Annotated in this window: 25 protein-coding genes and 2 riboswitches; of the genes, 19 read left to right on the forward strand and 6 right to left on the reverse strand. The window is 69.4% G+C overall.

What is annotated here, in order from left to right:
• The 3 genes from ESP51_RS15980 to ESP51_RS15990 form a co-directional block, all read right to left on the reverse strand.
• Positions 1-756: FAD-dependent oxidoreductase (locus ESP51_RS15980; protein WP_129521894.1), on the reverse strand; the 756-nt coding region annotated here is incomplete at its 3' end.
• Position 757: 1 nt separating this feature from the next.
• Positions 758-2,107: a quinolinate synthase NadA gene (gene nadA, locus ESP51_RS15985; protein ID WP_129521895.1), complete on the reverse strand. Its 1,350-nt coding sequence runs from the start codon at positions 2,105-2,107 to the stop codon at positions 758-760.
• Positions 2,104-2,820 carry an NUDIX hydrolase gene (locus ESP51_RS15990; protein WP_129521896.1) on the reverse strand — a complete coding sequence of 239 codons (717 nt, stop codon included), beginning with the start codon at positions 2,818-2,820 and terminating at the stop codon, positions 2,104-2,106. Before ESP51_RS15990 ends, nadA begins: the two co-directional genes overlap by 4 nt.
• A gap of 249 nt (positions 2,821-3,069) precedes the next feature.
• Here ESP51_RS15990 and ESP51_RS15995 point away from each other — a divergent pair, with 249 nt between their 5' ends.
• From ESP51_RS15995 to gcvP, 5 genes are all read left to right on the forward strand, one after another.
• Complete coding sequence (locus tag ESP51_RS15995) at positions 3,070-3,552, forward strand: DUF6220 domain-containing protein (protein ID WP_129521897.1); 483 nt, start codon at positions 3,070-3,072, stop codon at positions 3,550-3,552.
• A 60-nt stretch (positions 3,553-3,612) separates the two neighbouring features.
• Positions 3,613-5,550 (forward strand): multicopper oxidase family protein, encoded by a 1,938-nt coding sequence (locus ESP51_RS16000; protein ID WP_129521898.1) that lies wholly within the window; start codon positions 3,613-3,615, stop codon positions 5,548-5,550.
• 79 nt (positions 5,551-5,629) lie between these two features.
• Positions 5,630-5,736: riboswitch (glycine riboswitch) on the forward strand.
• Positions 5,737-5,836: riboswitch (glycine riboswitch) on the forward strand. It abuts the riboswitch before it with no gap.
• A gap of 44 nt (positions 5,837-5,880) precedes the next feature.
• Complete coding sequence (gene gcvT, locus ESP51_RS16005) at positions 5,881-7,029, forward strand: glycine cleavage system aminomethyltransferase GcvT (RefSeq protein ID WP_129521899.1); 1,149 nt, start codon at positions 5,881-5,883, stop codon at positions 7,027-7,029.
• Positions 7,030-7,069: 40 nt separating this feature from the next.
• Positions 7,070-7,441 (forward strand): glycine cleavage system protein GcvH, encoded by a 372-nt coding sequence (gene gcvH / locus ESP51_RS16010; protein ID WP_129521900.1) that lies wholly within the window; start codon positions 7,070-7,072, stop codon positions 7,439-7,441.
• A 44-nt stretch (positions 7,442-7,485) separates the two neighbouring features.
• Positions 7,486-10,401 (forward strand): aminomethyl-transferring glycine dehydrogenase, encoded by a 2,916-nt coding sequence (gene gcvP, locus ESP51_RS16015; protein WP_129521901.1) that lies wholly within the window; start codon positions 7,486-7,488, stop codon positions 10,399-10,401.
• A 10-nt stretch (positions 10,402-10,411) separates the two neighbouring features.
• On the opposite strand, the gene ESP51_RS16020 is transcribed toward gcvP, so the two are convergent.
• Positions 10,412-10,927, reverse strand: a complete 516-nt coding sequence (locus ESP51_RS16020; protein WP_129521902.1) for a DUF2231 domain-containing protein — start codon at positions 10,925-10,927, stop codon at positions 10,412-10,414.
• Between the two features lie 94 nt (positions 10,928-11,021).
• Between ESP51_RS16020 and ESP51_RS16025 the strand changes: the two genes are divergently transcribed.
• The 4 genes from ESP51_RS16025 to ESP51_RS16040 all read left to right on the forward strand — a co-directional run bounded on the left by ESP51_RS16025 (position 11,022) and on the right by ESP51_RS16040 (position 13,370).
• Positions 11,022-11,528, forward strand: a complete 507-nt coding sequence (locus ESP51_RS16025) for a sigma-70 family RNA polymerase sigma factor (protein WP_129521903.1) — start codon at positions 11,022-11,024, stop codon at positions 11,526-11,528.
• Complete coding sequence (locus ESP51_RS16030) at positions 11,525-12,223, forward strand: anti-sigma factor family protein (RefSeq protein ID WP_164990556.1); 699 nt, start codon at positions 11,525-11,527, stop codon at positions 12,221-12,223. The genes ESP51_RS16025 and ESP51_RS16030 overlap by 4 nt, the downstream gene beginning before the upstream one ends.
• 83 nt (positions 12,224-12,306) lie before the next feature.
• Positions 12,307-12,807 carry a COG4315 family predicted lipoprotein gene (locus ESP51_RS16035; RefSeq protein WP_129521905.1) on the forward strand — a complete coding sequence of 167 codons (501 nt, stop codon included), beginning with the start codon at positions 12,307-12,309 and terminating at the stop codon, positions 12,805-12,807.
• A gap of 113 nt (positions 12,808-12,920) precedes the next feature.
• Positions 12,921-13,370, forward strand: coding sequence for a hypothetical protein (locus ESP51_RS16040; RefSeq protein WP_129521906.1), 450 nt, complete (start codon positions 12,921-12,923; stop codon positions 13,368-13,370).
• Here ESP51_RS16040 and ESP51_RS16045 read toward each other — a convergent pair.
• The gene (locus tag ESP51_RS16045) at positions 13,316-14,080 is read right to left on the reverse strand and encodes a CPBP family intramembrane glutamic endopeptidase (RefSeq protein ID WP_129521907.1); all 765 of its coding nucleotides are present in this window, start codon (positions 14,078-14,080) and stop codon (positions 13,316-13,318) included. The two genes, ESP51_RS16040 and ESP51_RS16045, sit on opposite strands and share 55 nt — an antisense overlap.
• Before the next feature lie 206 nt (positions 14,081-14,286).
• Here ESP51_RS16045 and ESP51_RS16050 point away from each other — a divergent pair, with 206 nt between their 5' ends.
• The 6 genes from ESP51_RS16050 (at position 14,287) to ESP51_RS16075 (ending at position 22,852) form a co-directional block, all read left to right on the forward strand.
• Positions 14,287-15,909, forward strand: coding sequence for a peptide ABC transporter substrate-binding protein (locus ESP51_RS16050; protein WP_129521908.1), 1,623 nt, complete (start codon positions 14,287-14,289; stop codon positions 15,907-15,909).
• A gap of 184 nt (positions 15,910-16,093) precedes the next feature.
• Entirely contained in the window at positions 16,094-17,023 is a 930-nt protein-coding gene (locus ESP51_RS16055; RefSeq protein ID WP_129521909.1) for an ABC transporter permease, read from the forward strand.
• Positions 17,013-17,966, forward strand: coding sequence for an ABC transporter permease (locus ESP51_RS16060; RefSeq protein ID WP_129521910.1), 954 nt, complete (start codon positions 17,013-17,015; stop codon positions 17,964-17,966). The genes ESP51_RS16055 and ESP51_RS16060 overlap by 11 nt, the downstream gene beginning before the upstream one ends.
• Entirely contained in the window at positions 17,963-19,732 is a 1,770-nt protein-coding gene (locus ESP51_RS16065) for a dipeptide ABC transporter ATP-binding protein (protein ID WP_129521911.1), read from the forward strand. Before ESP51_RS16060 ends, ESP51_RS16065 begins: the two co-directional genes overlap by 4 nt.
• 223 nt (positions 19,733-19,955) lie before the next feature.
• Positions 19,956-21,860, forward strand: a complete 1,905-nt coding sequence (typA, locus tag ESP51_RS16070; protein ID WP_129521912.1) for a translational GTPase TypA — start codon at positions 19,956-19,958, stop codon at positions 21,858-21,860.
• Between the two features lie 302 nt (positions 21,861-22,162).
• Entirely contained in the window at positions 22,163-22,852 is a 690-nt protein-coding gene (locus tag ESP51_RS16075) for a M23 family metallopeptidase (RefSeq protein ID WP_129521913.1), read from the forward strand.
• A 41-nt stretch (positions 22,853-22,893) separates the two neighbouring features.
• On the opposite strand, the gene ESP51_RS16080 is transcribed toward ESP51_RS16075, so the two are convergent.
• Positions 22,894-23,715 (reverse strand): enoyl-CoA hydratase/isomerase family protein, encoded by an 822-nt coding sequence (locus ESP51_RS16080; RefSeq protein ID WP_129521914.1) that lies wholly within the window; start codon positions 23,713-23,715, stop codon positions 22,894-22,896.
• Positions 23,716-23,865: 150 nt separating this feature from the next.
• On the opposite strand from ESP51_RS16080, the gene ESP51_RS16085 reads away from it, so the two are divergent.
• Genes ESP51_RS16085 through dapC form a run of 4 tightly spaced genes read left to right on the forward strand, consistent with a single transcriptional unit; the run spans position 23,866 to position 26,193 of the window.
• Positions 23,866-24,309, forward strand: coding sequence for a hypothetical protein (locus tag ESP51_RS16085; RefSeq protein ID WP_129521915.1), 444 nt, complete (start codon positions 23,866-23,868; stop codon positions 24,307-24,309).
• Entirely contained in the window at positions 24,306-24,716 is a 411-nt protein-coding gene (locus ESP51_RS16090; RefSeq protein ID WP_129521916.1) for a hypothetical protein, read from the forward strand. The genes ESP51_RS16085 and ESP51_RS16090 overlap by 4 nt, the downstream gene beginning before the upstream one ends.
• A 38-nt stretch (positions 24,717-24,754) precedes the next feature.
• Positions 24,755-25,075, forward strand: coding sequence for a ferredoxin (gene fdxA, locus ESP51_RS16095; RefSeq protein ID WP_129521917.1), 321 nt, complete (start codon positions 24,755-24,757; stop codon positions 25,073-25,075).
• 2 nt (positions 25,076-25,077) lie between these two features.
• On the forward strand, positions 25,078-26,193 hold the full coding sequence (dapC, locus tag ESP51_RS16100; protein WP_129521918.1) for a succinyldiaminopimelate transaminase: 1,116 nt from the start codon (positions 25,078-25,080) through the stop codon (positions 26,191-26,193).
• Positions 26,194-26,348: the final 155 nt, after the last annotated feature.

Consider the following 26,348-nt stretch of genomic DNA (forward strand, 5'->3'; position numbering starts at 1 on the left):
GTCGCGGTCGCGCACGACGGCGCCCTCGCCGCGCACCGCCTCGGAGATGAGCGGCGTGCCCGGTGCCGCGAGCGCGGTCGGGTGGAACTGGGTGAACTCGAGGTCGGCGACGAGCGCGCCGGCGCGCCAGGCCGCCGCGACGCCGTCGCCGGTGGCCACCACGGGATTCGTGGTGTGCCGGTAGAGGCATCCGCTGCCGCCGGTCGCGAGCACGACGACGTCGGCCCGGCTCTCGACGATGGTTCCGGATGCCTCGAGCAGTTTCGCTCCCGTCACCCGCCCGCGCTCGACGACGAGGTCGACGAGCATCGTGCCCTCGTCGATCCGCACGGCGCGGCGGCGCACGGTGGCGACGAGCGCCGACTCGATCGCCGAACCCGTGGCGTCGCCGCCGGCGTGCATGACGCGGGCGCGGGAGTGCGCGGCCTCGAGCCCGCGGGAGAGCCCGGACTCGTCGCGGTCGAACTCGACGCCGAAGCGGATGAGGTCTCGGACCCGTGCGGGGCCCTCTGTGCAGAGCACGTGCACGGCAGCGGGATCGGCGAGGCCCGCGCCCGCTTCCATCGTGTCGGCGAAGTGCCGCTGCGCCGAGTCGTCGGGGAAGAGCGCCGCGGCGATGCCGCCTTGCGCATAGCGGGTGTTGCCCTCGGCGAGCTCCGCTTTCGTGACGAGCTCCACCGTGTGCCCGGCATCCGTGGCCTTCACCGCCGTCCAGAGTCCGGCGATGCCGCCGCCGATGACGAGCACGCGTGCCATGTCAGGCCCCCGTGCTCGCTGCGCCGACGACCGCGGCCGGCGGCTTCGCCGCGAGCATGCGCTCGAGCGCGAGTCGCGCCGGGTCGGCCACCGCCTCGGGCACCGTGATGCGATTGACGACGCGGCCCGCGACGAGCTCTTCGAGCACCCACGCGAGGTAGCCCGGGTGGATGCGGTACATCGTCGAGCACGGGCACACGACGGGGTCGAGGCAGAAGATCGTGTGCTGCGGGTACTCGGCGGCGAGGCGCTGCACGAGGTTGATCTCGGTGCCGATCGCGAAGGTCGAGCCGGCGGGGGCGGCCTGGATGGCCTTCACGATGAAGTCCGTCGAGCCCGCGGCATCCGCGGCGTCGACGACCGGCATGGGGCACTCGGGGTGCACGATGACCTGCACGCCGGGGTGGGTCTCACGGGCCGCGGCGATCTGGTCGACCGTGAAGCGCTTGTGCACTGAGCAGAACCCGTGCCAGAGGATGACGCGGGCGTCTTCGAGCTCGTCGGCGGTGTTGCCGCCGAGCGGCTTGCGCGGGTTCCACATCGGCATCTGCTCGAGCGGCACGCCCATCGCCTTCGCGGTGTTCCGGCCGAGGTGCTGGTCGGGGAAGAAGAGCACCCGCTGCCCGCGCTCGAACGCCCACTCGAGCACGGTCTTCGCGTTCGACGACGTGCAGACGATGCCGCCGTTGCGGCCCACGAAGCCCTTGAGTGCGGCCGAGGAGTTCATGTACGTGACGGGGATGACGGGCACTCGACCGTCGGCGTCGACCGCGGCGAGGTCGCCGTACACCGACTCGAGCTGCTCCCAGCACTCCTCGACGCTCGACTCGTCGGCCATGTCGGCCATCGAGCAACCCGCGGCGAGGTTCGGCAGGATGACGGCCTGGTCGGGCGTCGAGAGCAGGTCGGCGGTCTCGGCCATGAAGTGCACGCCGCAGAACACGATGGCCTCGGCGTCGGGCCGGGTCAGCGCGGCGTTCGCGAGCTGGAAGGAATCACCCACGAAGTCGGCGTGCTCGATGACCTCGTCGCGCTGGTAGAAGTGGCCGAGCACGACGACGCGGTCGCCGAGCGTCGCCTTCGCGGCGAGGATGCGGTCGTGCAGCTCGGCGTCGCTCGCCGTGCGGTACGCCTCGGGCAGCGCGCCCTGGCGCGGCGAGCCCGTGGGGATGACGTCGCCCATAGACGATCCGGGGCCGTAGCCGGCGGGGCCGCGGTCGAACTCCCAGGGCCCCTTCGCGAGTTCGGGAGAACAGGTCTCGCCACCGCTCGCGCCTTTCGTGATCAGGCGGATCGAGCGGTCGACGGATGCCGCGGCGCGCACGTCGCTGGCGGGAGGGGCGATGGTCATGACGCGTTCCTCGTTCGGGTGGGGTGGTGGATCGGATCGCCGCCGCGCGCGGACGCGGTGTCGAAGCGGTAGAGGGCCGGGGGCCGGTGCGGAGTGCCGGCGAGCCGTTGGCCGGTGTCGACGAGGGTGCCCGACGCCTCCATCGTGCGGCGGAAGTTGGCGGGATCGAGCCTCGTGCGAAGCACGGCCTCGTGCACGCCGCGGAGCTCGGCCATCGTGAAGGTCTCGCCGAGGAGTGCGTGCGCGATGCGCGAGTACTGGAGTTTGGTGCGGAGCCGCCAGAGGGCGTACTCGAGGATCTCGAGGTGGTCGAACGCGAGCTCGGGCAGGTCGTCTTCGTCGAACCAGCACACGTTCTCGTCGCTGACGGCGCGTTCGACCTCGTCGGAGTGCACGAGCGCCCAGTACACAACGGAGACGACGCGCTCGTCGGGGGAGCGGTCGGGCGCTCCGAAGGTGTAGAGCTGTTCGAGGTAGGTCGGCGCGAGACCCGTGGTCTCGTTGAGCGTGCGGCCCGCGGCCTCGTCGAGTCCTTCGTCGACGGGGAGCCATCCGCCGGGGAGGGCCCAGCGCCCGGCGCCCGGCTCACGGAGTCGGCGCACGAGGGGGATCCGGAGGCTCGGCGCGGCGGCGCCCGCGTCGGGGCTGAGCGCGAAGATGACGGTCGAGACCGCGAGACGCGCCTGCGCGCCTGCTTCACCGGGTCGTGGCATCCGTCACCTCCTGCTCGAGGGCCTTCGAGTCGGATCGACTCGAAGTATGGTGACAGCTTACAGTCATCCTGACCTGAACGCGAATCGCGTGACTGCGTGTGCCCCTGATGAGGGATTGCACCGGCTATGGCTGCGTACTACCACTGATGTGCAAGGGAGCCCACGACGCGAGCATGGGTCTGGGCCTGCGTCTGAAGGTCTACCGCGGGCACCCGAACCCGAAGTGCCGCCTTACCCGAGAGGTGTCCCATGCGAAAACTGTTCCTGACCGTCGCCGTGCTCTTCACGGTAGCCGTCGTCCTCCAGCTGTACTTCGCCGCCGTCGGCGTCTTCTCGAACCCCGAAGACGAGCTCTTCTCCTGGCACGGCACGAACGGCCGCATCGTGCTGCCGATCCTCGCGATCCTGCTCATCGTCAGCGCCGCCCTCGCGCGGGCCGGCAAGCGCACGGTCTGGCTCAGTGTGCTGCCGCTCGTGCTCATCCTCTTCCAGACGGTGCTGTTCATCATCACGGGCGCGATCTTCGGGCTCGGCCCCGACAGCCACGCCAGCCCGCCGCTGGCCGCCACGCTGCTCCTCTCGCTCCACGCGGTGAACGGCACGGCCATCCTGCTCCTCGGCGTGCTGCTCGTGGTGCGGGCCCGGCGCCTGGTTCGCGACGGGGTGCCCGTCACGGCCGGCAGGCCGGTGGCCGAGGCGGAAGAAGCCCCCGCTGCGACGCCGAGAGCCTGATCCGTCGGGGGCACCACACCATCCCATGCAACGCACCATCGGAGCAGTGAAACGGGTGCGATGACCACCACGGCCCTCCTCCTGCTGCAGTCGCTCGCCGGCATCGCCGGTGCAGGGCTCTGGCTCGCTGCGGGCTTCAGTGCGGGATCGCCGGCGGCCCGACCGAGCCGGCGAGAGCGGATGACGGTGCTCGCGCTCGCCGCGGGCGGCACGGTCGCGCTCGCTGCAGCCGCCGCCATGACGATTGTGCTCGCCGGGCACGGGTGGTGGTTCGCCGGGGAGAAGGTCACCGTCGGCCTGCCCCTCACCCTCGTCGGGCTCGTGGCGAGCGGGGCGGGCATCGTCTGGTGGCTTCGCGGCGGCCGGGTGCTCCTCGCTCGCACCCTCATGCTCGGCGGGGCGTATGCCATGATCGCGGCTGTCCTCGCCACGTGGCTCGTCGGATATCCGCCGCAGCCCGTCGCGACCGCCGTGCTCGCAGCCGCAGCGGCGCTCGCGACCGGCCTCACGTGGGCACTCCTCGGGCAGCGTGGTCGCCGGGTCGCGGCCGGCTTCGCAGGACTGCTCGCCGTGCTCCTCGTCGGCGGGGCCGGCTGGTCGTGGCTCTCCGACACAGCGGCGCCGACCATCGCGGCGTCAGGTCTACACCTCCATGGAGCATCCGTGCCGACCGGCGGGGCGCCGGCCGTCCCCGTGACCGCGCTTCGCACCCCCGACGACGCGCCGGGCGAGCTGCACGCCGTCGAGCTGACCGCTGCCCGGCACCTGGTGACGCTCTCGTCGAGCGAGCGCGTCGAGGCATGGGGATTCGGCGGCGACGGTGTCGCCGGGCCGGAGCTCCGTGTCACGGAGGGCGAGCTCGTGGAGGTCTCGCTCGTGAACCGCGACATCGACGACGGCGTGACGCTGCACTGGCACGGTTACGACGTGCCGAACGGCGAGGACGGCGTCGCCGGCGTGACGCAGGACGCCGTCGCCCCCGGCGAGCGCTTCACGTACCGCTTCAGTGCCGATGAGCCGGGCACGTACTGGTATCACACCCACCAAGCCGCGTCCGAGGGGGTGCGCCGCGGCCTCTACGGCATGCTCGTCGTCGAGCCCGAGGGCGGCGTCGCGGAGTCGCTCGACCTCGCCCTTCCGGTGCATCGCCTCGGCGGCGAGACCGTGATCGGCGCGACCGACGGGCTGCAGTCGTTCACCGCAGAAGAGGGCGAGTCGGTGCGGCTCCGAGTCGTCAACACCGAGCAGACGCCGATCCGCGTGACGCTCGCCGGAGCGCCGTTCCGCGTCGCCGCGGTCGACGGCAGGGATCTCGCCGGGGGCGAGGCGGTCGAGCACCGGTCGGTTCGCCTCGGAGCCGGCGCGCGCGCCGACCTCGTGTTCACGATGCCCGCCGAGGCGGTGCGGTTCGAGACCGACCTCTCCGCGGCATCCGTCGTCGTCATCGCTCCGCCCGGCGTCGAGACCGACACCGGCGAGGACGCCCGATTGCCGCGCGAGGTGATCGAGGTGCCTGAGCTCGACCTGCTCGCCTATGGCGACGGTGCTCGACCCGAGCTCGGCCCGTTCACCGCGGAGGCCGAGCTGGTGCTCGACCGCCTCCCGAGGTTCGTCGGCGGCGCACCCGGCTACGCGTACGCCGTGAACGGGGCGGTGTTCCCGCACATCGCCCCGATCGAGGTGCGCGAGGGCGACGTGGTGAAGATCACGATCGCGAATCGCGGCTTCGACATGCACCCCATGCACGTGCACGGCCATCACGTGCTCGTGCTCTCCCGCGACGGCGTCGCCGCCACGGGCGCGCCGCTCTGGCTCGACACCGTCGACGTGCGCCCCGGCGAGGTCTGGGAGCTCGCACTCGTCGCCGACAATCCCGGCATCTGGATGGACCACTGCCACGACCTGTCGCACGCGGCCGCCGGGATGATGATGACGCTCGCCTATGAGGGCGTCACCACCGCGTTCGAGCACGACGCGCACGGCAACCGGCCCGAGTGAGCGCGTGACACTCGACGCCCGCCCGCCGAGGGGAGCCGCCGTCGGCTAGGATCGGCGGTACAACCTCACATCGGGCCATCGACGCATCGCGGGAGAGCCGGGCAGTTCTGCACCAGCAGGCGCTGACCGGCACCGAAGGAGCAAGCCTCCCCGCCAATCTCTCAGGTCGCACACCGCGATGAACAGGCCACTCTGAAAAGCGGATCGGGCATTCCCGCCACATCCCGCCGAAGGTGAAAGCGCGAACCACGCGTGAAACTCTCAGGCTCATGACAGAGGGGGAGTTCCCAGCGGCATCCGCCGACCGTCTTGCGACTCTGGAGAGCTCTCGTGACCGAACGACTCAGCCCCCTCGATGGGGTGCACCGCGCCGCGGGTGCCTCCTTCACCGACTTCGCCGGCTGGCAGATGCCCGTGCGCTACTCGAGCGATCTCGCCGAGCACCATGCCGTGCGCAACGCCGCCGGGATCTTCGACCTCTCCCATATGGGCGAGATCGTGCTCATCGGCCCCGAGTCGGCGGCGGCCCTCGACTTCGCGCTCGCCGGCAAGCTCTCGGCGATCGAGATCGGCCAGGCGAAGTACTCGTTGCTCCTCGCCGAAGACGGCGGCATCATCGACGACCTCGTCGTGTATCGCACGGGCGACGACCGCTACATGGTCGTCGCGAACGCGTCGAACCGCGAGGTCGTCGCCGACGAGCTCCGCGCCCGGGCGGGCGGCTTCGACACCAACGTCTTCGACGAGAGCGACGACGTCGCGCTCATCGCCGTGCAGGGGCCGGCGTCGCGGGAGATTCTGCTCGCCACCCCCGGGTTCACGATCGAGAGCGGTCACCCCGATGGGGAGGACGTGCCAGAGGCCCTCGCCTCGCTCCGCTACTACCGTGCGATCGCCGGCGCGTTCCGTGGTGAGCCGACGCTCATCGCCCGCACGGGCTACACGGGCGAAGACGGCTTCGAGCTCTACGTCGCCCCCGAGCACGCCACCGCACTCTGGGAGGCCCTCACCGAAGCAGGCGCCGCGCACGCCCTCGTGCCCGCCGGCCTCGCGAGCCGCGACACGCTGCGTCTCGAGGCGGGCATGCCGCTCTACGGCCACGAGCTCAATCGCGACATCCTTCCGGTGCAGGCCGGACTCGGCCGCGTCGTCGCGCTCTCGAAAGAAGGGGACTTCGTCGGCCGGGCCGCGATCGAGCACGGGCCGGCAGCGGATGCCCCGGTGCTCGTCGGTCTCGCCGCCGAGGGGCGTCGCGCGGGCCGCGCCGGCTACGAGGTCTTCGACGGCGATGGAGCGGATGCCGCGCGCGTCGGCGTCGTGACGAGCGGCGCGCTCTCGCCGACGCTCGGCCACCCGATCGCGATGGCGTTCGTGGCTCCGGATGCCGCGGAGACCGGCCGCGAGCTGTACCTCGACGTGCGGGGCACGCGCGTGCCGGCATCCGTCGTCGCCCTGCCCTTCTACAAGCGCAACGCCTGACCACCTTCACGCACGACCGACGAACCTCGAGGAGCATCCCATGACCGACCAGACCGCCCTGCAGTACACGGAAGAACACGAGTGGATCCGGGTCGACGGCGACATCGCGACCATCGGCATCACCGACTACGCGGCCGAGAAGCTCGGCGACGTGGTCTACGTCGACCTTCCCGCTGCGGGCAGCACGGTCACCGCCGGCACCGTGATCGGCGAGATCGAGTCGACGAAGTCGGTCGGCGAGCTGTTCGCCCCCGTCGACGGCGAGATCGTCGAAGCGAACCAGGCGGTCGTCGACTCGCCCGAGCTCGTGAACAGCGACCCGTTCGGCGAGGGCTGGCTCATCAAGGTCTCGACGACGTCGCTGCCGAAGCTCCTCAGCCACGACGAGTACCGCGCGCTCACCGGCGAGTGACGCCGCCGCGCCCAACAGACCCGACCGACAGCAAAGGACCCACCATGCAGCAGGCCTCCTCGGCCTTCGACGTCGACGCGTTCGGGCGTCGTCACATCGGCACGACCCCGGCCGACCACGAGCGCATGCTCGCCGAGGTCGGCTACGAGTCGCTCGACAAGCTCATGGCCGCGGCCGTGCCGTCGTCGATCCGCATGGGCGAGGTGCTGGACTCGGCGATCCCCGCCGCGGCGACCGAGCGAGAGGCCCTCGCCGAGCTCGCCGCCCTCGCCGAGCAGAACACCGTGCGCACGTCGATGATCGGGCTCGGCTACTCGGGCACGATCACCCCGTCGGTCATCCAGCGGAACGTGCTCGAGAACCCGAGCTGGTACACGGCCTACACGCCCTACCAGCCCGAGATCTCACAGGGCCGGCTCGAGGCGCTCATCAACTTCCAGACGATGGTGTCCGACCTCACGGGGCTCGACACGGCGAACTCGTCGATGCTCGACGAGGGCACCGCGGTCGTCGAGGGGATGCTGCTGGCCCGTCGTGCCTCGAAGTCCCCGTCGAATCGCTTCATCGTCGACTCCGACGCGCTGCCGCAGACGCACGCCCTGCTCGTCTCCCGGGCGGAGGCGGTCGGGATCGACCTCGTCGTCGCGCCGCTCGCGGAGCTCGCCGGGGAGGGTGGCCCAGGTCCCCGCCTCGAGGATCTCGGCGAGCACTTCGGCGTCTTCGTGCAGTACCCGGGCGCATCGGGCCGGGTGTGGAATCCGGCATCCGTCATCGCCGCGTCGAAGTCGCAGGGCGCGCTCGCCGTCGTCGCGGCCGACCTGCTCGCGATGGCACTCCTCACGAGCCCCGGCGAGCTCGGCGCGGATGTCGCGGTGGGCACCACGCAGCGATTCGGCGTGCCGATGGGCTTCGGCGGGCCGCACGCGGGCTACATGGCGGTGCGCAAGGGACTCGAGCGGCAGCTGCCGGGCCGGCTCGTCGGCGTCTCGCAGGATGCCGCGGGGCACCCCGCCTATCGTTTGAGCCTCCAGGCGCGCGAGCAGCACATCCGCCGCGAGAAGGCGACGTCGAACATCTGCACCGCACAGGTGCTGCTCGCCGTGATGGCATCGATGTACGCGGTGTACCACGGGCCCCGCGGCATCCGTCACATCGCCGTGTCGACCGCGGCGAAGGCGAAGGCACTCGCCGACGTGCTCTCGGGGAATGGGCTGGCGCTCGCGCACGCCGAGTACTTCGACACGATCCGAGTGCACGTGCCCGGGCTCGCCGACAATGTCGTCGAGCGCGCCCGCGAGCTCGGCGTGAACGTGTGGCGAGCCGACGAGGCGACCGTGCACATCGCCGTCGACGAGACGACGACCGAGGCCGAGCTGTCGCTCGTGGTCGAGGCCTTCGGGCTCGACGCGCGCACGCCGGTGCCCGTGAACCTCCGTACGCTGCCCGAGAGCCTGCCAGTAGAGCTCCGCCGCACGAGCGGGTACCTCGAGCACCCCGTCTTCAACACGCACCAGTCCGAGACGCAGATGATGCGCTACCTCAAGCAGCTCGCCGACCGCGACTACGCGCTCGACCGGGGCATGATCCCGCTCGGCTCGTGCACGATGAAGCTCAATGCGGCCACCGAGATGCAATCGGTCACGTGGCCCGAGTTCGCGAACCTGCACCCGTTCGCGCCAGAGGCCGACGTCGTCGGCTCGCTCGCGCTCATCGAGCAGCTCGAGCAGTGGCTCGCGGAGGTCACTGGCTATGACACGGTGTCGCTGCAGCCGAATGCGGGCAGTCAGGGCGAGCTCGCCGGCCTCCTGGCGATCCGCGGCTACCACCGCGCCAACGGCGACGACGCCCGCAACATCTGCCTCATCCCCTCGAGCGCGCACGGCACCAACGCAGCCTCCGCGGTGCTCGCCGGCATGCGCGTGGTCGTGGTCGCGTGCGACGAGCTCGGCAACGTCGACCTCGACGACCTCCGCGCGAAGATCGCCGAGCACGCGGCCGGCATCGCCGCGCTCATGATCACCTACCCGTCGACGCACGGCGTCTACGAGCACGAGGTGAAGCAGATCACGCAAGCCGTGCACGACGCCGGCGGCCAGGTGTACGTCGACGGCGCGAACCTCAACGCCCTCCTCGGCTACGCGCGCTTCGGCGACTTCGGCGGCGACGTGTCGCACTTGAACCTGCACAAGACGTTCTGCATCCCGCACGGCGGTGGCGGCCCGGGTGTCGGGCCTGTTGCTGCGAAGGCGCATCTCGCGCCATACCTGCCGGGGCATCCGCTCGCCCAGAGCTCCGAGCACTCCGGCGGCGTGACGCACGACGGCGGCCCGGTATCGGCGGCGCCATACGGCAGCCCCTCGATCCTCCCGATCTCATGGGCGTACGTGCGCATGATGGGCTCGGAGGGCCTCACCCAGGCCACCGCCACCGCGGTGCTCGCCGCGAACTACGTCGCGGTGCGGCTCCGCGAGCACTTCCCCGTGCTCTACACGGGCGACAACGGACTCGTGGCCCACGAGTGCATCCTCGACCTGCGGCCGCTCGCCGCCGCAACCGGGGTGAGCGTCGACGACGTGGCCAAGCGACTCATCGACTACGGCTTCCACGCGCCCACGATGTCGTTCCCGGTCGCGGGCACCCTCATGGTCGAGCCAACCGAGTCGGAGGATCTCGCCGAGCTCGATCGGTTCGTCGAGGCGATGATCGCGATCAAGGCGGAGGCCGACGCCGTGGGCCGCGGCGAGTGGCCGGCCGACGACAACCCGCTCCGCAACGCCCCGCACACGGCCGAATCGGTGATCGCGGGGGAGTGGACGCATCCGTACACGCGGGAGCAGGCGGTCTACCCCGTGCACTCGCTCGTGCGCAACAAGTACTGGGCCCCCGTGCGGCGCATCGACCAGGCCTACGGCGACCGCAACCTGGTGTGCGCCTGCCCGCCGGTGGAGGCGTTCGCGTAGCGAATCGGGCTCAGCCCAGGGTCCCGCCCCAGACTGCACGGGATCCCGAGTCGCCAATGAGCACGAGCAGTACGACCGTGCCGACACCGATGACGACGGATGCCGCGGCGAGGCCGATCACGACGGCGCGGGCTGCGGTCGGCGACCCCTCGCGCATGCGTGCGTCGCCGAAGCGGAACCACGCCCATTGCGCCGCGGCGACGACGAAGAGCGCGATCGCCCAGGGCAGGAGCATCTCGCCGAGCTCCTGGTGACGCTCCACGGCGGGGATCGGGCCGATCACCTCGGCGAGCGTCTGGCCGGCGAGCACGGTGATCGGCACGAGCACGAGCACGACGAGCGCCCCGAGGGGCGTCACGATGCCGAGGCGCCGCCGTGCTGCGGGCCAGAAGGTGCCGAGGAGCAGCGCGAGTACTGTGAGCGGTGTGAGCACGACCACGGCGTGCACGATGAGCGGGTGGAGCGGAAGGCCCGCGACCTGGAGCACGTCTTCCGCTGCGATCTCGACGATGTGCGAAGCATCCATGATGAGGACACGAGGCGACGGCCCGCTCGGTTCACGAGTGCGCGGAATGAACCGTTCGCCCCGCTGCCTCGTTGTGATCGGCAGGAGGTGACGGATGCCGCCCGAAGACGACAGCCGGCTCGCCGCGCTGTACGACGCCCACGCACCATCGGTCTGGCGATACGTCGTGCACCTCACGGGCGACCCCGCGGGTGCCGACGACATCGTGCAGGAGACGCTGCTCCGCGCGTGGCGGAGTCCGCGGATCCTCGCGCAGGAGCCGGCCTCGACGAGGTCGTGGATGTTCACGGTCGCGCGAAACCTCGTGATCGACGACGTGCGCAGCGCCCGCCGTCGACATGAGATCGGCGTCGCCGACGTGCCGGAGCGCGGGCAGGAGGACCTCACGGATGCGCTGTTCGAGAGTCTTCTCGTCGAGGAGGCGCTCGCCGCGCTGGACTACGAGCACCGCGCGGTCATCGTGCACGCGTACTACGGCGGATGCAGCATCGCGGAGGTCGCGCGGCGGCTCGCCATCCCCGAGGGCACCGTGAAGTCGCGCCTGCACTACGGACTCAAGGCCCTCCGTCTCGCGATGCAGGAGAAGGGAGTGACGCGATGAACCCCGATCACGCGCGCTTCGCCGAATGGGACTCGGCCTACGTGCTCGGCGCGCTCTCGCCCGCCGAGCGCCGCGAATACGAGGAGCACCTCGAGTCGTGCGAGGTGTGCCGCCGATCCGTCGCCGAGCTCACGCCGATCCCGGGCCTGCTCGCTCGACTGACGCCCGAGCGCGCCTCGGCGCTGCTCGAGGAGCAGGCCGGCGCCGTGCGTGCGCCTCGTGCCGAATTGCTCGCCGCAGTACGCCGTGAGGGGCAGCGTCGTCGCGTCCGCAGCATCCGACTCGGGCTCGTGGCGGTTGCCGCTGCCGTCGTCGTCGTGCTCACGGCGATCCTCGTTCCGCTCGCGTTCGTTCGCTCCCCGGCCGACGCCCAGACGGTGGCGTTCGAGGCCGTCACGGAGGTGCCGGTCTCCGCGACGGCGACATTGACGCAGGTCGGCTGGGGAACACGCATCGAGCTCGACTGCCGCTACGGCGACGCAGGGTATTCGAAGGCGCCCGATGGCGGCTGGCCCTACGCGCTTTATGTCGTCGATCGCGACGGCAACAGCAGTGAAGTCTCGAGTTGGCGTGCGAATCCGGGGAAGACGGCCCGGCTCGAGGCGGGCACGTCGCTGGGGCTCGAGGACATCGCTTCGCTCGAGGTCCGCGCGCTCGGCAGCGGGGATGTGCTGCTGGTCGGCGACCCCGATTGACGGCAGGGATGAACCGTTGCGGCCCCGGCATCGTGTTCCCTTCGACCGCCCTTCCGCGGTCACGAACGAGAAGGGGAAACACCATGAGGTTCCGCATCATCACCGGAGTGGCCGTCGCGGCGCTCGCCGTCGCACTCGCCGGATGTACGAGCCCGGCCACGGACGAGCCGGTCGACGACGACACATCGATCGAGACGGAAGCGCCCGAGACCGAATCGGTGGAGTCGGACGCGCTCCTCACGACCACCGACTCCGACCTGGGTGAGATCGTCGTCGACGCCGATGGGATGACCGTCTACATGTTCGACAACGACACGCAGGGCGGCGATTCGAGCACGTGCGAGGGCGAGTGCGCGACGAACTGGCCCGCCGTGACGACCGATTCCGACGAGCCGCCGGTGGCCGAGGGCATCGAAGGGGAGCTCGGCACGATCGAGGGCATCGACGGTGAGCCCCAGGTGACGCTCAACGGCTGGCCGCTGTACTACTTCGCGGGCGACGAGGCACCCGGCGACGTCAACGGGCAAGGCGTGAACGACGTGTGGTGGGTGCTGACGCCCGCGGGCGAGAAGATCCAGGACTGACCGGTCACGCGTGAGGCTGGCGGGGCGCGGCGTGACGGCCGCGCCCCCTGGTGCTCCCGTCCGACGCACCCCGGGAGTACACTGAGGTTCTCTCGTATTTTGGGAGGCTGGACATGGTCGATCTCCTCGCCGTATTCGCGACACTCGCCTTCGTGGGCGTCATGGTGGGATGCACGCTCGCCGGCTCTCGCAGCTTCGGGCTCGAACAGCGCGCCGGTCTCCTCGATCGCCGCAACCCGGCCCTCGCCGACGCCCTGCGTCGTGCCGAGTCGATCAGCGACCTGTCTCGCAGCGGGCTCTACGTCGGCGAGATGTTCTCGGTGGTCTGCACGCCCAGCAGGGCCAGCTGGATCGACGGTGCCAGGGTGCGGGCAGCGGACTCCGACCTCCGGGTCGAGCCGCCCGAGGAGGCGTTGCCGGCCAGGCCCGCGACGGTCGTGGCGCTCTCAGGGAGCGAGCATGTGCCGCAGCCGATGCGGCCGCGGCATCCGTCTCGTCGAACCGAACGTCACCCCGCGGGCGGGGCGAAGAACTCGGGCCACCAGCCCACCGCGAGCGGGTAGCCGACGAACGACACGACGTCGAGGATCCAGTGCGCGATGACGAGCGGCATCGTGCGCCCCCAGCGTTCGTAGCACCAGCCGAAGAGCACGCCCATGATGACGTTCCCGGCGAACGGACCGAAGCCCTGGTAGAGGTGATAACTGCCTCGGAGCAGCGCGCTCGACACGATGGTCGCCCACGGCCCCACGCCGAGTTCGCGGAGGCGCGTGAAGAAGTAGCCGACCACGATGATCTCCTCGGTCAAGGCGGCCTCGAGCGCCCGGAACAGGAGTATCGGCACCGTCCACCAGAACCAGTCGGCGGGGGACGCCTGCACGGCGACCGTGATGCCCGATGCGCGCCCGGCGGCATAGAGCGCGAGCCCCGGCACGCCGATCACGAGCATGAGCAGGAGAGCGGATGCCGCATCGCGGCCGGGTCGCGTCAGATCGAGGCCGATCCGCCGGAACGGGCTCCGGCCCGGCTGCCACAGCAGGTAGAGCGCGAGCGCGACGGCGAAGAGCCCGAAGAACACGTCGAGGAACTGGTAGGTGAAGTCGAGCCACTCGCGCGGCGATCGCGACGGATTCAGCGCGACGGACTGGTCGCGGAGCGGTGTCTCCTCGGTGAGCTTCGCAACGAGCGCGACGATCGAATACACCGCAGACGCCCCGAGGGAGAGCCCGAGAACGACGACCAGTTCGAGTCGCAGGCGGCGTGCGGCGGGCATGCAGCAATCCTCGCACAAGGGGCCCTGAGCGCAAGAATCCTGCGAGCCACGGTGGATTCCACCGAACGATGTGTCGCTAGGTTGCGCGTGGGTAACGGTTTGGCTCACGGGTTTGCTTCGCGGTGACGGGGTTCATAGTCTCGATCTACCAGCGCTCCAGCGCGGCCACGAGCCGTGTTGTCGACGCACGTCTCACAGGAGGAAAATTGAAGATCAAGAGAATCGGCGTTGCCGCCATTGCTCTTGCCGCCGCGGGAGCACTCACGCTCGCCGGCTGCACGACTGGCTCGCCCGAGTCGCCCGGAGCGGGCGAAGCCTCGTCGGCCATCGTCACGGTCAACAACACCGAGCCCCAGAACCCGCTGGTCCCGACCAACACCAACGAGGTCGGCGGCGGACTCGTCATCCAGAACGTCTTCGCGGGCCTCGTGTACTACGACGCCGAGGGCGCCGTGCACAACGACGTCGCCGAGTCGATCGAGACCGACGACGCACAGACCTACACGATCAAGATCCGCGAGGGCCTGACCTTCACCAACGGCGACCCCGTCGACGCCGAGTCCTTCGTGACGGCATGGAACTACGGGGCCGCACTCGACAACGCGCAGCTCTCGAGCTACTTCTTCGAGAGCATCGAGGGCTTCAGCTACGACGAGAACGTCCCCGAGATGTCGGGTCTCGAGGTCGTCGACGACCTCACGTTCACCGTGACGCTCAAGCAGCCCGAGTCCGACTTCCCGCTTCGCCTCGGCTACACGGCGTACTTCCCGGTGCCCGCATCGGCTTGGGAAGACATCGAGGCCTTCGGCGAGAACCCGATCGGCAACGGCCCGTACATGTTCGAAGAGGAAGGCGCCTGGAAGCACAACGAGCGCATCGACCTCGTGAAGAACGAGGACTACGACGGTCCGCGCGAGGCGCAGAACGGCGGCGTCGACATGATCCTCTACGCCAGCACGGATGCCGCATACGCCGACCTGCAGGGCGGCAACCTCGACGTGATCCAGGAGATCCCCGACAGCGCGCTCGAGACGTTCCAGGAGGAGTTCGAGGGTCGTTCGGTGAACCAGCCCGCTGCGGCGAACGCCACGATCACGATCCCCGAGCGCCTGGCGCACTTCAGCGGTGAAGAGGGCAAGCTCCGCCGTGCCGCGATCTCGCACGCGATCGACCGTGCAGAGATCACCGACGTGATCTTCAACGGCACCCGCACGCCGGCCAAGGACTTCACGTCGCCGGTCATCGACGGCTACTCGGAAGACATCCCCGGCTCCGAGGTGCTCGAGTTCGACGTCGACCTGGCGAAGGACCTGTGGGCTCAGGCTGACGCGATCAGCCCGTGGACCGGTTCGTTCCAGCTCGGGTACAACGCCGATGGCCCCAACCAGGGCTGGGTCGAGGCGGTCGCGAACCAGATCAAGAACAACCTCGGCATCGAGGCGGCCGGTGCGCCGGTCCCCACCTTCGCCGAGTTCCGCACGTCCATCACCGACCGCGTCATCCAGACGCCCTTCCGCACCGGATGGCAGTTCGACTACCCGTCGATGTTCAACGGGCTCGGGCCGATCTTCGGCACCGGCGCCGGTTCGAACGACGGCGACTACTCGAACCCCGAGTTCGACACGCTGCTCGACGAGGGTTCGGCCGCGACCGAGGTCGAGGCCGGTATCGAGAAGTTCCAGCAGGCTCAGGAGATCCTCTTCGAGGACCTCCCCGCCATCCCGCTCTGGTACACGAACTCGATGGGTGCCTGGGGCGAGCAGGTGGACAACGTCGAGTTCGGCTGGGACAGCTGGCCGATCCTCCACCAGATCACCAAGAGCGAGTAGTTCTCGTTCCGGGGCGGCTCGGGGTTAGACTCTGAGGCGCCCGTGGGGCGGCAGCCGATCGGCTGCCGCCCCACTCCCACGTATCCCCGGTGCTCGGCCGATCGGCGTAGCATCGTGTGGACGAACTCGCAAAGGGTGAGGTTCCTTCAACATGTCAACAACCACGAACAGCGAGGCCTGATCCATGGCCGGCTACATCGTGCGCCGAGTCCTGCAGGCGATCCCCGTGCTGCTCGGCACCACCTTCCTGATCTACTTCATGGTCTTCGCCATGCCGGGCGATCCGATCGTCGGGCTCTTCGGTGAGAAGACACCGCCCCCCGCGGTGCTCGAGCAGTTGCGCGAACGCTACAACCTCGACCAGCCGTTCATCATCCAGTACTTCATCTTCCTCGGCAACATCTTCCGAGGCGACCTCGGCGTCTCGTTCTCGGGGCAGCCGGTCGTCGAGATCCTCGCCCAGACCTTCCCGGTAACGCTGCGCCTCGCGTTCCTCTCCACGGTCTTCCTGATGGTCGGCGGAATCGCCGCAGGCCTCGTCTCGGGTCTTCGCAAGGGCGGCATCTTCGATGCGAGCGCCCTCGTCGTGAGCCTCATCTTCATCTCGCTGCCCATCTTCGTCGTGGGCTTCGTGGGCCAGTTCGTCTTCGGCATCCAGCTCGGCTGGTTCCGGACCACGGTGGGCTCCGGCGCGCCCTGGTCCGACCTCGTCCTGCCGGCGATCGTGCTGGCGACCGGCAGCTTCGCGCAGATCGTGCGACTGACGAGGGCGTCGGTCATCGAAACCGAGAGCCAGGACTTCGTTCGCACCGCCGCGAGCAAGGGCCTCTCTCGAAACCGCATCGTGCCGGTGCACATCCTCCGCAACTCCCTGATCCCGGTCGTCACGTACCTCGGCGTCGACTTCGGCGTGCTGATGGTCGGTGCCGTCGTGACCGAGGGCATCTTCAACGTTCCGGGCGTCGGCCGTACCGTCTACCAGGCGATCATTCGCGGGGAGAACCCCACCGTCGTCGCCTTCGTCACCGTCATGGTGCTGATCTATCTCGTGGTGAACCTGCTGATCGATCTGTTCTACGCCGTTCTCGACCCGAGGATCCGCTATGCCAAGTAACACCAGACCCGACCAGCAGCACTTCGTCGCTCCGATCGATGAGACGCCGCTCGTCGCAATCGACTCGGTCAAGGCCGACGGCAAGCCCTCCAACCTCTGGCGGGACGCCTGGGCCGATGTCCGCAAGCGCCCCATGTTCTGGATCTCGGCGGCCCTCATCCTGCTCGTCGTCATCGTCGCCCTGTTCCCGGGGTGGTTCACGCAGGTGGCGCCGAACAACGACTGCCAGCTCTCGAACAGCAACGGCGGCCCGACCGCCGGTCACCCTCTCGGGTTCACGAAGCAGGGCTGCGACATCTACTCGCGCATCATCCACGGCACGTCCACGTCGCTCTCGGTGGGCCTCATCGTGACGTTCCTCATCGCGTTCCTCGGAATCGTGTTCGGCGCCATCTCGGGGTTCTACGGAGGATGGCTCGATGCCGTGCTCTCCCGCATCGGAGACATCTTCTTCTCGATCCCCTACATCCTCGCCGCCGTGGTCGTCATGTCGGTCCTGTCGCGGTACGCGAACGTGTGGGTGATCTCGCTCGCGATCGGAGCATTCGCGTGGCCGGCCACGGCACGTGTGCTGAGAGCCGAGATCCTCCGGGTGAAGAACGCCGACTTCGTCATGGCGGCGACGGCGCTCGGCGTCTCCCGCTTCAGGATCCTGCTCCGGCATGTGCTGCCGAACTCGATCGCGCCCGTCATCGTCATCACGACGATCTCCCTCGCGTCGGCGATCGTCGCCGAGGCGACGCTGTCGTTCCTCGGCGTCGGATTGCCCACCTCGACGATGTCGTGGGGCAATGACATCTCTGCAGCGCAACATGACTTGCGCACGGCGCCCCAGACGCTGATCCTGCCCTCCATCGCACTGTCGGTCACCGTCCTGAGCTTCATCATGCTCGGCGAGGTCGTCCGAGATGCGCTCGACCCGAAGGCGAGGGCCCAGCGATGACCGAGATCGTGAACGGAACCGACGTGCAGCAGGCCACCACGAGCACTGACGAGCGTCCGATCCTCGAGATCAAGAACCTCGAGGTCGGATTCCACACTCAAGACGGCGTCGTGAAGGCCGTCGACGGCGTGAACATCACCCTGTATCGAGGGCAGAGCCTCGCGATCGTGGGGGAGTCGGGTTCGGGCAAGTCCACGACCGCGCACGCCATCATCAACCTCCTGCCCGGAACAGGTCACATCTCGGGCGGCCAGATCCTGCTCGACGGTCAAGACCTGACCAAGGCGTCGAAGAAGGACATGGAAGCCGTCCGCGGTCGCAAGATCGGCTTCGTGCCGCAAGACCCGATGTCGAACCTCAACCCGGTGTGGTCGATCGGCTTCCAGGTCGAGGAGGCCATCAAGGCGAATGGCATCGCGACGGGCCGCAAAGATGTCAAGAAGCGCGCCATCGAGGTGCTGAACCAAGCGGGCCTGGCCGACGCCGATCGGCGGCTCCGCCAGTTCCCGCACCAGTTCTCGGGCGGCATGCGGCAGCGCGTGCTCATCGGCATGGGCCTCGCGGCCGACCCGCAGCTCCTCATCGCCGACGAGCCGACCTCGGCGCTCGACGTCACGGTGCAGCGCGTCATCCTCGATCACCTCGAGTCGCTCACGCGAGAGCTCGGCACGACCCTGCTCTTCATCACGCACGACCTCGGCCTCGCGGCTGAACGCGCCGAGCAGCTCGTCGTCATGTACAAGGGCAAGGTCGTCGAGTCCGGCCCCTCCGTGCAGATCCTGCAGAACCCGCAGCACCCGTACACGCAGCGGCTCGTGGCCGCGGCGCCGAGCCTCGCTTCGCGCCGCATCCAGTCGAGCGCGAGCATCTCCGAGGCGGAGTCGTCGATGCAGTCCGACGCGGCCTCCGCGGCCGGTGAGGCCATCGACCTCATCGCGACCGCCGAGGCTCGCGTCGAGGCGCTTGCCGAGGCCGCATCCGCTGCGCCCGCGATCATCGTCGAAGACCTGACGAAGGTCTTCAAGATTCGCGGTTCGGGCGAGTTCACGGCCGTCGACAAGGTGTCGTTCCAGATCCCGAAGGGCACCACCATGGCGCTCGTCGGTGAATCCGGCTCGGGCAAGTCGACCGTGGCGAAGATGCTCCTGAAGCTCGAGGAGGCGACCAGCGGCAAGATCGTCGTCGGTGGCCACGACCTCGCGAGTGTCACGGGCAAGGAGCTCTTCCACCTTCGGAGCCGCATGCAGCCGGTCTTCCAAGACCCGTACGGATCGCTGAACCCCCTGCGCAACATCGGCAACACGATCTCCGAGCCGCTGTCGACCCACAAGTTCGGCACGAGTGCGTCGCGTCGTGCACGCGTGTTCGAGCTGCTCGATCAGGTGTCGCTGCCGCGCACGCTCGTCGGGCGCTACCCGAACGAACTCTCCGGCGGCCAGCGCCAGCGCATCGCCATCGCGCGTGCGCTCGCGCTGAAGCCCGAGATCGTCGTGCTCGACGAGGCGGTCTCCGCCCTCGACGTGCTCGTCCAGGCGCAGATCCTGCGCCTGCTCGCCGACCTGCAGTCCGAGCTGGGGCTCACCTACCTCTTCATCACGCACGACCTCGCCGTCGTGCGCGTCATCGCCGACAACGTGTGCGTGATGCAGCAGGGCAGGATCGTCGAGTCGGCGACCACCGACGAGGTGTTCGACAACCCGCAGGAGCAGTACACCCGCGACCTGCTCGCGGCGATCCCCGGCGCGGGCATCGAGCTCGGCGCGTAGCTCCAAGCACCTCGACGGCGCCCGGCATCCGCACGAAACGGATGCCGGGCGCCGTCGTTCCCAGCTGAATACCGCACGCGCACGGTAGGCTGGACGAGCGCGCGCCGCGACTCGGCTCCGCGCGCTCCCACAGACCTTCACACCACGCGCTTCCACGCTGCCACCGCGCCGCCCGCAAGGGCCGCACGCGAACTCCCCGAAGCCCAGCATCCTGAGGACAACAATGGCCAACGCCACACGCAACGACCTGCGCAACGTCGCGATCGTCGCACACGTCGACCACGGCAAGACCACGCTCGTCGACGCCATGCTCAACCAGACGCACTCGTTCGCCGAGCACGCCCACGTCGAAGAGCGCGCGATGGACTCCAACGAGCTCGAGCGTGAAAAGGGCATCACGATCCTCGCCAAGAACACGGCCATCTCGTACAAGGGCGTGCACGCCACCGACGGGCCGATCACGATCAACGTCATCGACACACCGGGTCACGCCGACTTCGGTGGCGAGGTCGAGCGCGGCCTCTCGATGGTCGACGGCGTCGTGCTGCTCGTCGACTCGAGCGAGGGCCCGTTGCCCCAGACCCGCTTCGTGCTCCGTAAGGCGCTCGAGGCTCGCATGCCGGTGATCCTGCTCGTCAACAAGACCGACCGTCCCGACGCGCGCATCGACGAGGTCGTCGCCGAGAGTCAAGACCTGCTTCTCGGCCTCGCCTCCGACCTGGCCGACGACGTGCCCGACCTCGATCTCGACGCGATCCTCGACGTTCCCGTCGTGTACGCCTCTGGGCGCAACGGCGCGGCGAGCCACAACAAGCCCGGCAACGGCGAGCTGCCCGACAACGCTGACCTCGAGCCGCTGTTCGAGGCGATCCTCCAGCACATCCCGGCTCCCGTCTACGACGACGAGCACCCGCTGCAGGCGCACGTGACGAACCTCGACGCCTCGCCCTTCCTCGGCCGCCTCGCGCTGCTCCGTGTCTTCCATGGCAACATCAAGAAGGGCCAGACGGTCGCCTGGGTGCGGCACGACGGCTCCGTGCAGAACGTGCGCGTCACCGAGCTCTTCCTCACGAAGGCGCTCGACCGGTACCCGGCGGAGAGCGCCGGTCCAGGCGACATCGCCGTGGTCGCGGGCTTCGAAGACATCATGATCGGCGACACGCTCGCCGACCCCGAAGACGTGCGACCGCTGCCGATCATCGCGGTCGACGAGCCGGCGATCTCGATGACGATCGGCACGAACACCTCGCCGCTCGTCGGCAAGGTCAAGGGCCACAAGCTCACCGCCCGCATGGTGAAAGACCGCCTCGACCGCGAACTCGTCGGCAACGTGTCGCTCAAGGTGCTCGACATCGGCAGGCCCGATGCGTGGGAGGTGCAGGGTCGCGGAGAGCTCGCGCTCGCCATCCTGGTCGAGCAGATGCGCCGTGAGGGCTTCGAGCTCACCGTCGGCAAGCCGCAGGTGGTCACGAAGCAGGTCGACGGCAAGACGCACGAGCCCTACGAGCACCTCACGATCGACGCGCCCGAAGAGTACCTCGGCGCGATCACCCAGTTGCTGGCCGCCCGTAAGGGCCGCATGGACAACATGGCGAACCACGGCACGGGCTGGGTGCGCATGGAGTTTATCGTGCCGAGCCGCGGCCTCATCGGCTTCCGCACCGAGTTCATGACCACCACGCGCGGCACCGGCATCGCGAACGCGATCTCGCACGGCTACGACGCGTGGGCCGGCCAGATCGTGACCCGCAACAACGGTTCGATCGTCGCCGACCGCTCGGGAGTCGTGACGCCGTTCGCGATCATCGCCCTGCAGGAGCGCATGACCTTCTTCGTCAACCCGACCGAAGAGGTCTACGAGGGAATGGTCATCGGCGAGAACTCGCGCAACGACGACATGGACGTGAACATCACGAAGGAGAAGAAGCTGACCAACATGCGTCAGTCGACCTCCGACACCTTCGAGTCGATGACGCCCTCGCGTCAGCTCTCGCTCGAGGAGTGCCTCGAGTTCGCCCGTGAAGACGAGTGCGTCGAGGTCACGCCCGCCGCGGTGCGCATCCGCAAGGTCGAGCTCGACCAGACGGCGCGCGCTCGGCTGACGTCGCGCTTGAAGAAGCAGGCATAGCGCGCAGCGCCCTTCGCGGCGGCGGCCCGGCGGTCATTCGACCGGCGGGCCGCTGCATTTCGTGCCCGCAGGTCACCGTCGCTCACGGCCGAATCGCATGAGCCACAGAGGAACCTCCCAGACTAGCTGGGCTACGGTAGCTGAGATTGTCTCAAACCGATAACGATCTCAAACCCGAAACCTGATACGTAACCCAACTGATGACTCCTTCCCCCACACGTGGCCGCCGCGCGGCCGATGCGCCCCCTACCCGCTCCCGCACCCCCCGCACCGCTCGAACCACCCGCACTGTGCGCCCCGGCATGTCCGTCATCGCGATGACCTTCGTCGGCGGCATGATGATCGCCACGAGCCTTCCCGCGCTCGCGATCACCGCGACCGAGTCCGAGCCCCGCGCCTCCGTCTACGCCCCGATCGATGACACCATCTCGCTCACGCCGCAGACCGTCGAGGTCGCCAGTGAGGCCGAGACCCCGCTGCTCGCGGCTGAGGGCTACGCCGTCGAGGCAGCGCCGCCGCCCATCTTCTCCGAGGTCGCGAACGTCGGCAGCGTCTCGATCGTCCAATCCGACCTCGTCGTGTGGCCGGTGCTCTCGCCCGAGAACCGCAGTTCGGGCTTCGGTCCGCGCGACGCGCCCTGTGCCGGTTGCTCGACGATGCACGACGGGGTCGACTTCAACCCCGGCAACGGCACTCCCGTGATGTCCATCGCCGACGGTGTCGTCGTGCTCGCGACCGAGAACGGCGGCGGGCTCGGCGTGAACGTCGAGGTGCAGCACAACATCGACGGCGAGCTCGTCACGAGCTCCTACGCGCACATGCAGTACGGCTCGCTCGCAGTCGCCGTCGGTCAGCAGGTCACGGCCGGCCAGACCGTCGGCCTCGTCGGGTCGACGGGCCAGTCGACTGGTCCGCACCTGCACCTCGAGATGTTCGGCGCCGACGGCGTGCGGTTCGACGGCTTCGCCTGGCTCGAGGCTCACATCGGCTGATCGCCGATCACGATCGGGTGCCGATCACGATCGGCTGCCGATCACGATCCGGTGAAGCGCGGCTCTCGCTTCTCGATGAACGCCGCGACGCCTTCGCGCATGTCGTCCGTGCGGAACGCGTCTTCGAATCCGCGAACCTCGAGCTGCGTCGCCGTCTCGGTCGGCGTGCCGGATGCCGCGACGAGCACCCGCTTGGCGATCGCCACGGCGGACGCGGAGTTCTCGGCGACCTGCTCGAGCGTCGTGCGCGCCCCGGCCAGCAGGGATTCGCGGTCAGGGAAGCTCCGGGTCACGAGCCCGGCGGCGACCGCCTCGGCCGCATCGATGCGGCGACCGGTGTAGATGAGCTCCTTCGCGCGAGCGAGGCCGACGGCGCGGGGGAGCCGCACGGTGCCGCCGAAGCCCGGCACGAGACCGAGCTTGACCTCGGGCTGGCCGAAGCTCGAGGCATCCGTCGCGTAGATGAGGTCGCAGGCGAGCGCGAGTTCGAGTCCGCCGCCGAGGGCGAAGCCGTCGACGCACGCGATGACGGGAGCCGCGAGCGACTCGATCGTGGCGGCGACACGGTGCCCGAGCCGGCCGAGTTCGGCGCCCTGCTCGGGCGTGAGCTCGGACAGGGCCACGATGTCGGCGCCCGCCACGAAGGCCCGCCCGCCGGCGCCGGTGAGGATGACGCCGCGCACGGCAGGACCTTCGGCAGCGAGAGCGTCGAACGTCTCGCCGAGTGCCGTGAGCACCGACGCCGAGAGGGCGTTCAGCGCCTTCGGCCGATCGATCGTCACGACCGCGAGGTGGCCGTCTCGTTCGAGCCGCACCTCGGCGGCATCGCCGCGTTCGGGCACCGCCTGCGTCGCGTCAGCCATCGAATCGACTCCTCCCCGAGCGCCAGCCCGCCGTCTCCGGGTCCACGCTACGCCATGGCTCGCACCGAGGTGCGGCGCTAGAATCCGAGGGGAGACACGGATGCCGCAGCGCCCGGGCCCCGTCACAGCACGCCACCTCGAGGAGCCCCCATGTCGACATCGCACACCGTGAGCCGCGCCGCCATCGCCGTGGCCATCGCCGGCATCACGGCCTCGCTCTTCAGCGCGTGCTTCCCGAACCCCGGCGATCTCGTGAACCGCGGTGTCGAAGAGGCGATCGAGGGCGCCACCGGCGGCGATGTGAGCCTCGGCGAGCTGCCGGCCGACTTCCCGACGAGCGTCCCGATCATCGATGGCGACATCACGGTCGCGGCGGGCGCCGGAGGAGCCGAGGGCTGGGTCGTCGTGATCACGTCGACCACGGCCGATCCGGTGGCCGAGGCCGTGTCCGAACTGCAGGCGGCCGGCTTCTCCGAAGACACGTCCGTCTCGGCTGGGGGCACCGGCGCCGTCGTCTACTCGAACGCGGAGTACCTCGTGTTCGTCGCCGGCGAGGGCGAGACCGTCTCGTACACGGTCACCGCGAAGCCGTGACGACAGTGTCCGAGGCGCATGTCCCGACGACCGCGCAGGGCCGCGTGACCGCCGCCGTCGTCGCATTCGTCATCGGCGCGGTCTACGGCGCCGTCACGACCGTCGGCCACCGCAACGACTGGCGCCTCGGCGACCTCGCGATCCCGTGGGGTCTCGTCGCGGCGCTCGCGGGCGTCACCGGGCTCCTCCTCGGCATCCGCCTGGTCGCGGGTGGCCGTGGGGCGGCCGCCGCGGCCGCCGCAGGGGTCATCGGCGTCACGGCGCTGCTCACGTATGCCGGGTCTGGCGCCTCGGTGCTCGTGGCGGGTGATCTCGTCGGCACGGTGTGGTCGATCGCGCCCGCGTTCATCGCGGTACTGGTGGTCGCGTGGCCCAAGCTGCCGACGACCGGGCGCACCGGCGCATAGACTGGAGGTCCAGCCTTCGAAGGGACAGCGAACCCACCGTGACCTATGTCATCGCCCTCCCGTGTGTCGACGTGAAAGACCGCGCATGCATCGACGAATGCCCCGTCGACTGCATCTACGAAGGTGAGCGCTCGCTCTACATCCATCCCGACGAGTGCGTCGACTGCGGCGCCTGCGAGCCCGTGTGCCCCGTCGAGGCGATCTACTACGAAGACGACCTGCCCGACATGTGGGCCGACTACTACAAGGCGAACGTCGAGTTCTTCGACGACATCGGTTCGCCCGGCGGCGCCGCGAAGGTCGGCGTGATCGCGAAGGACCACCCGGTCATCGCCGTCCTCCCGCCACAGGTCCACTGAGCATGGCGCTCGGAGCGCTGCCCGACTACCCGTGGGACCTCATGGCGCCGTACCGCGAGCGCGCGGCGGCGCACCCCGGCGGCGTCGTCGACCTCTCGATCGGCTCGCCCGTCGATCCCACGCCCGACGTCGTGCGCGAGGCGCTCGCGGCCGCGACCGATGCGCACGCCTATCCGCAGACCGTCGGCACCCCGGCGCTCCGCCGGGCCATCGTCGAGTGGTTCGCGCGGCGCCGCGGGGTCACCGGCCTCGACGAGGCATCCGTGCTCCCCACCATCGGCTCGAAAGAGCTCGTCGCGATGCTGCCGTTCATGCTGGGCCTCGGCGAGGGCGATGTCGTCGTGCACCCTCGAGCCGCATACCCCACCTATGAGATGGGGGCGGTGCTCGCCGGCGCCACGGCGATGGCCTCCGACGACCCGGCCGATTGGCCCACTGCGACTCGGCTCGTCTGGCTGAACAGCCCGGCCAACCCCGACGGCCGCGTGCTCGACGTCGACGAGCTCCGGGCGGCCAGGGCGCGCGCCCGCGAGCTCGGCGCCGTGATCGTGAGCGACGAGTGCTACGCCGAACTCGGCTGGGACGGCCGCTGGGCGACCGAACCCGTGCCGAGCCTCCTCGACCCCCGTGTGACCGACGGCGACGACGTGCACACCCTCGCGATCTACTCGCTCTCGAAGCAATCGAACATGGCCGGCTACCGTGGCGCGTTCGTCGCCGGATGCCGCGACACGATCGCCAGGCTCACGAACGTGCGCAAGCATGCCGGCCTGATGCTGCCGGCACCGTTGCAGGCGGCCATGGTCGCCGCCCTCGGCGACGACGAGCACGTCGCGGCGCAGAAGGAGCGCTATCGTGTGCGTCGCGATCTTCTGAGGCCGGCGCTCGAATCGGCCGGATTCCGCATCGACCACAGCGAAGGCGGCCTCTACCTGTGGGCCACCGAGGGCCGCGACGGCTGGGATTCGATCGCCCGGCTCGCGGATCTCGGCATCGTGGCCGGCCCCGGCTACTTCTACGCCGTGCACTTTCCCGAGCACGTGCGACTGTCGCTCACGGCGAGCGATGAACGCGTGGAGGTCGCGGCAGGGCGTTTGCGCAGTGCGCCCGCGACGTGACATCCGGCCCTCGCTGTGATCACCGCCAATGGAAGCACTGATGCTTTGGCGGATGCCACAGTGTGCCTCGAGCCCGTCTAGGCTGTAGTCCGGGCCGCGGTCGCCGACCGGCGACGGGCCGGAAAGCAGGTGACCGACAAGTGACGATCACAGGA

The organism is Agromyces albus (genome assembly GCF_004134825.1).
GTDB lineage: Bacteria > Actinomycetota > Actinomycetes > Actinomycetales > Microbacteriaceae > Agromyces > Agromyces albus.

Coding starts and splice junctions, on each gene's coding strand:
- ESP51_RS15995 (WP_129521897.1), top strand. CDS start 3,070: ATGCGAAAACTGTTCCTGACCGTCGCCGTGCTCTTCACGGTAGCCGTC.
- ESP51_RS16060 (WP_129521910.1), top strand. CDS start 17,013: ATGCCAAGTAACACCAGACCCGACCAGCAGCACTTCGTCGCTCCGATC.
- ESP51_RS16080 (WP_129521914.1), bottom strand. CDS start 23,715: ATGGCTGACGCGACGCAGGCGGTGCCCGAACGCGGCGATGCCGCCGAG.
- nadA (WP_129521895.1), bottom strand. CDS start 2,107: ATGACCATCGCCCCTCCCGCCAGCGACGTGCGCGCCGCGGCATCCGTC.
- ESP51_RS16055 (WP_129521909.1), top strand. CDS start 16,094: ATGGCCGGCTACATCGTGCGCCGAGTCCTGCAGGCGATCCCCGTGCTG.
- ESP51_RS16075 (WP_129521913.1), top strand. CDS start 22,163: ATGTCCGTCATCGCGATGACCTTCGTCGGCGGCATGATGATCGCCACG.
- dapC (WP_129521918.1), top strand. CDS start 25,078: ATGGCGCTCGGAGCGCTGCCCGACTACCCGTGGGACCTCATGGCGCCG.
- ESP51_RS16045 (WP_129521907.1), bottom strand. CDS start 14,080: ATGCCCGCCGCACGCCGCCTGCGACTCGAACTGGTCGTCGTTCTCGGG.
- ESP51_RS16025 (WP_129521903.1), top strand. CDS start 11,022: ATGCCGCCCGAAGACGACAGCCGGCTCGCCGCGCTGTACGACGCCCAC.
- ESP51_RS16065 (WP_129521911.1), top strand. CDS start 17,963: ATGACCGAGATCGTGAACGGAACCGACGTGCAGCAGGCCACCACGAGC.
- ESP51_RS16085 (WP_129521915.1), top strand. CDS start 23,866: ATGTCGACATCGCACACCGTGAGCCGCGCCGCCATCGCCGTGGCCATC.
- ESP51_RS16020 (WP_129521902.1), bottom strand. CDS start 10,927: ATGGATGCTTCGCACATCGTCGAGATCGCAGCGGAAGACGTGCTCCAG.
- gcvH (WP_129521900.1), top strand. CDS start 7,070: ATGACCGACCAGACCGCCCTGCAGTACACGGAAGAACACGAGTGGATC.
- gcvP (WP_129521901.1), top strand. CDS start 7,486: ATGCAGCAGGCCTCCTCGGCCTTCGACGTCGACGCGTTCGGGCGTCGT.
- ESP51_RS16030 (WP_164990556.1), top strand. CDS start 11,525: ATGAACCCCGATCACGCGCGCTTCGCCGAATGGGACTCGGCCTACGTG.
- ESP51_RS16035 (WP_129521905.1), top strand. CDS start 12,307: ATGAGGTTCCGCATCATCACCGGAGTGGCCGTCGCGGCGCTCGCCGTC.
- typA (WP_129521912.1), top strand. CDS start 19,956: ATGGCCAACGCCACACGCAACGACCTGCGCAACGTCGCGATCGTCGCA.
- ESP51_RS15990 (WP_129521896.1), bottom strand. CDS start 2,820: ATGCCACGACCCGGTGAAGCAGGCGCGCAGGCGCGTCTCGCGGTCTCG.
- ESP51_RS16040 (WP_129521906.1), top strand. CDS start 12,921: ATGGTCGATCTCCTCGCCGTATTCGCGACACTCGCCTTCGTGGGCGTC.
- ESP51_RS16000 (WP_129521898.1), top strand. CDS start 3,613: ATGACCACCACGGCCCTCCTCCTGCTGCAGTCGCTCGCCGGCATCGCC.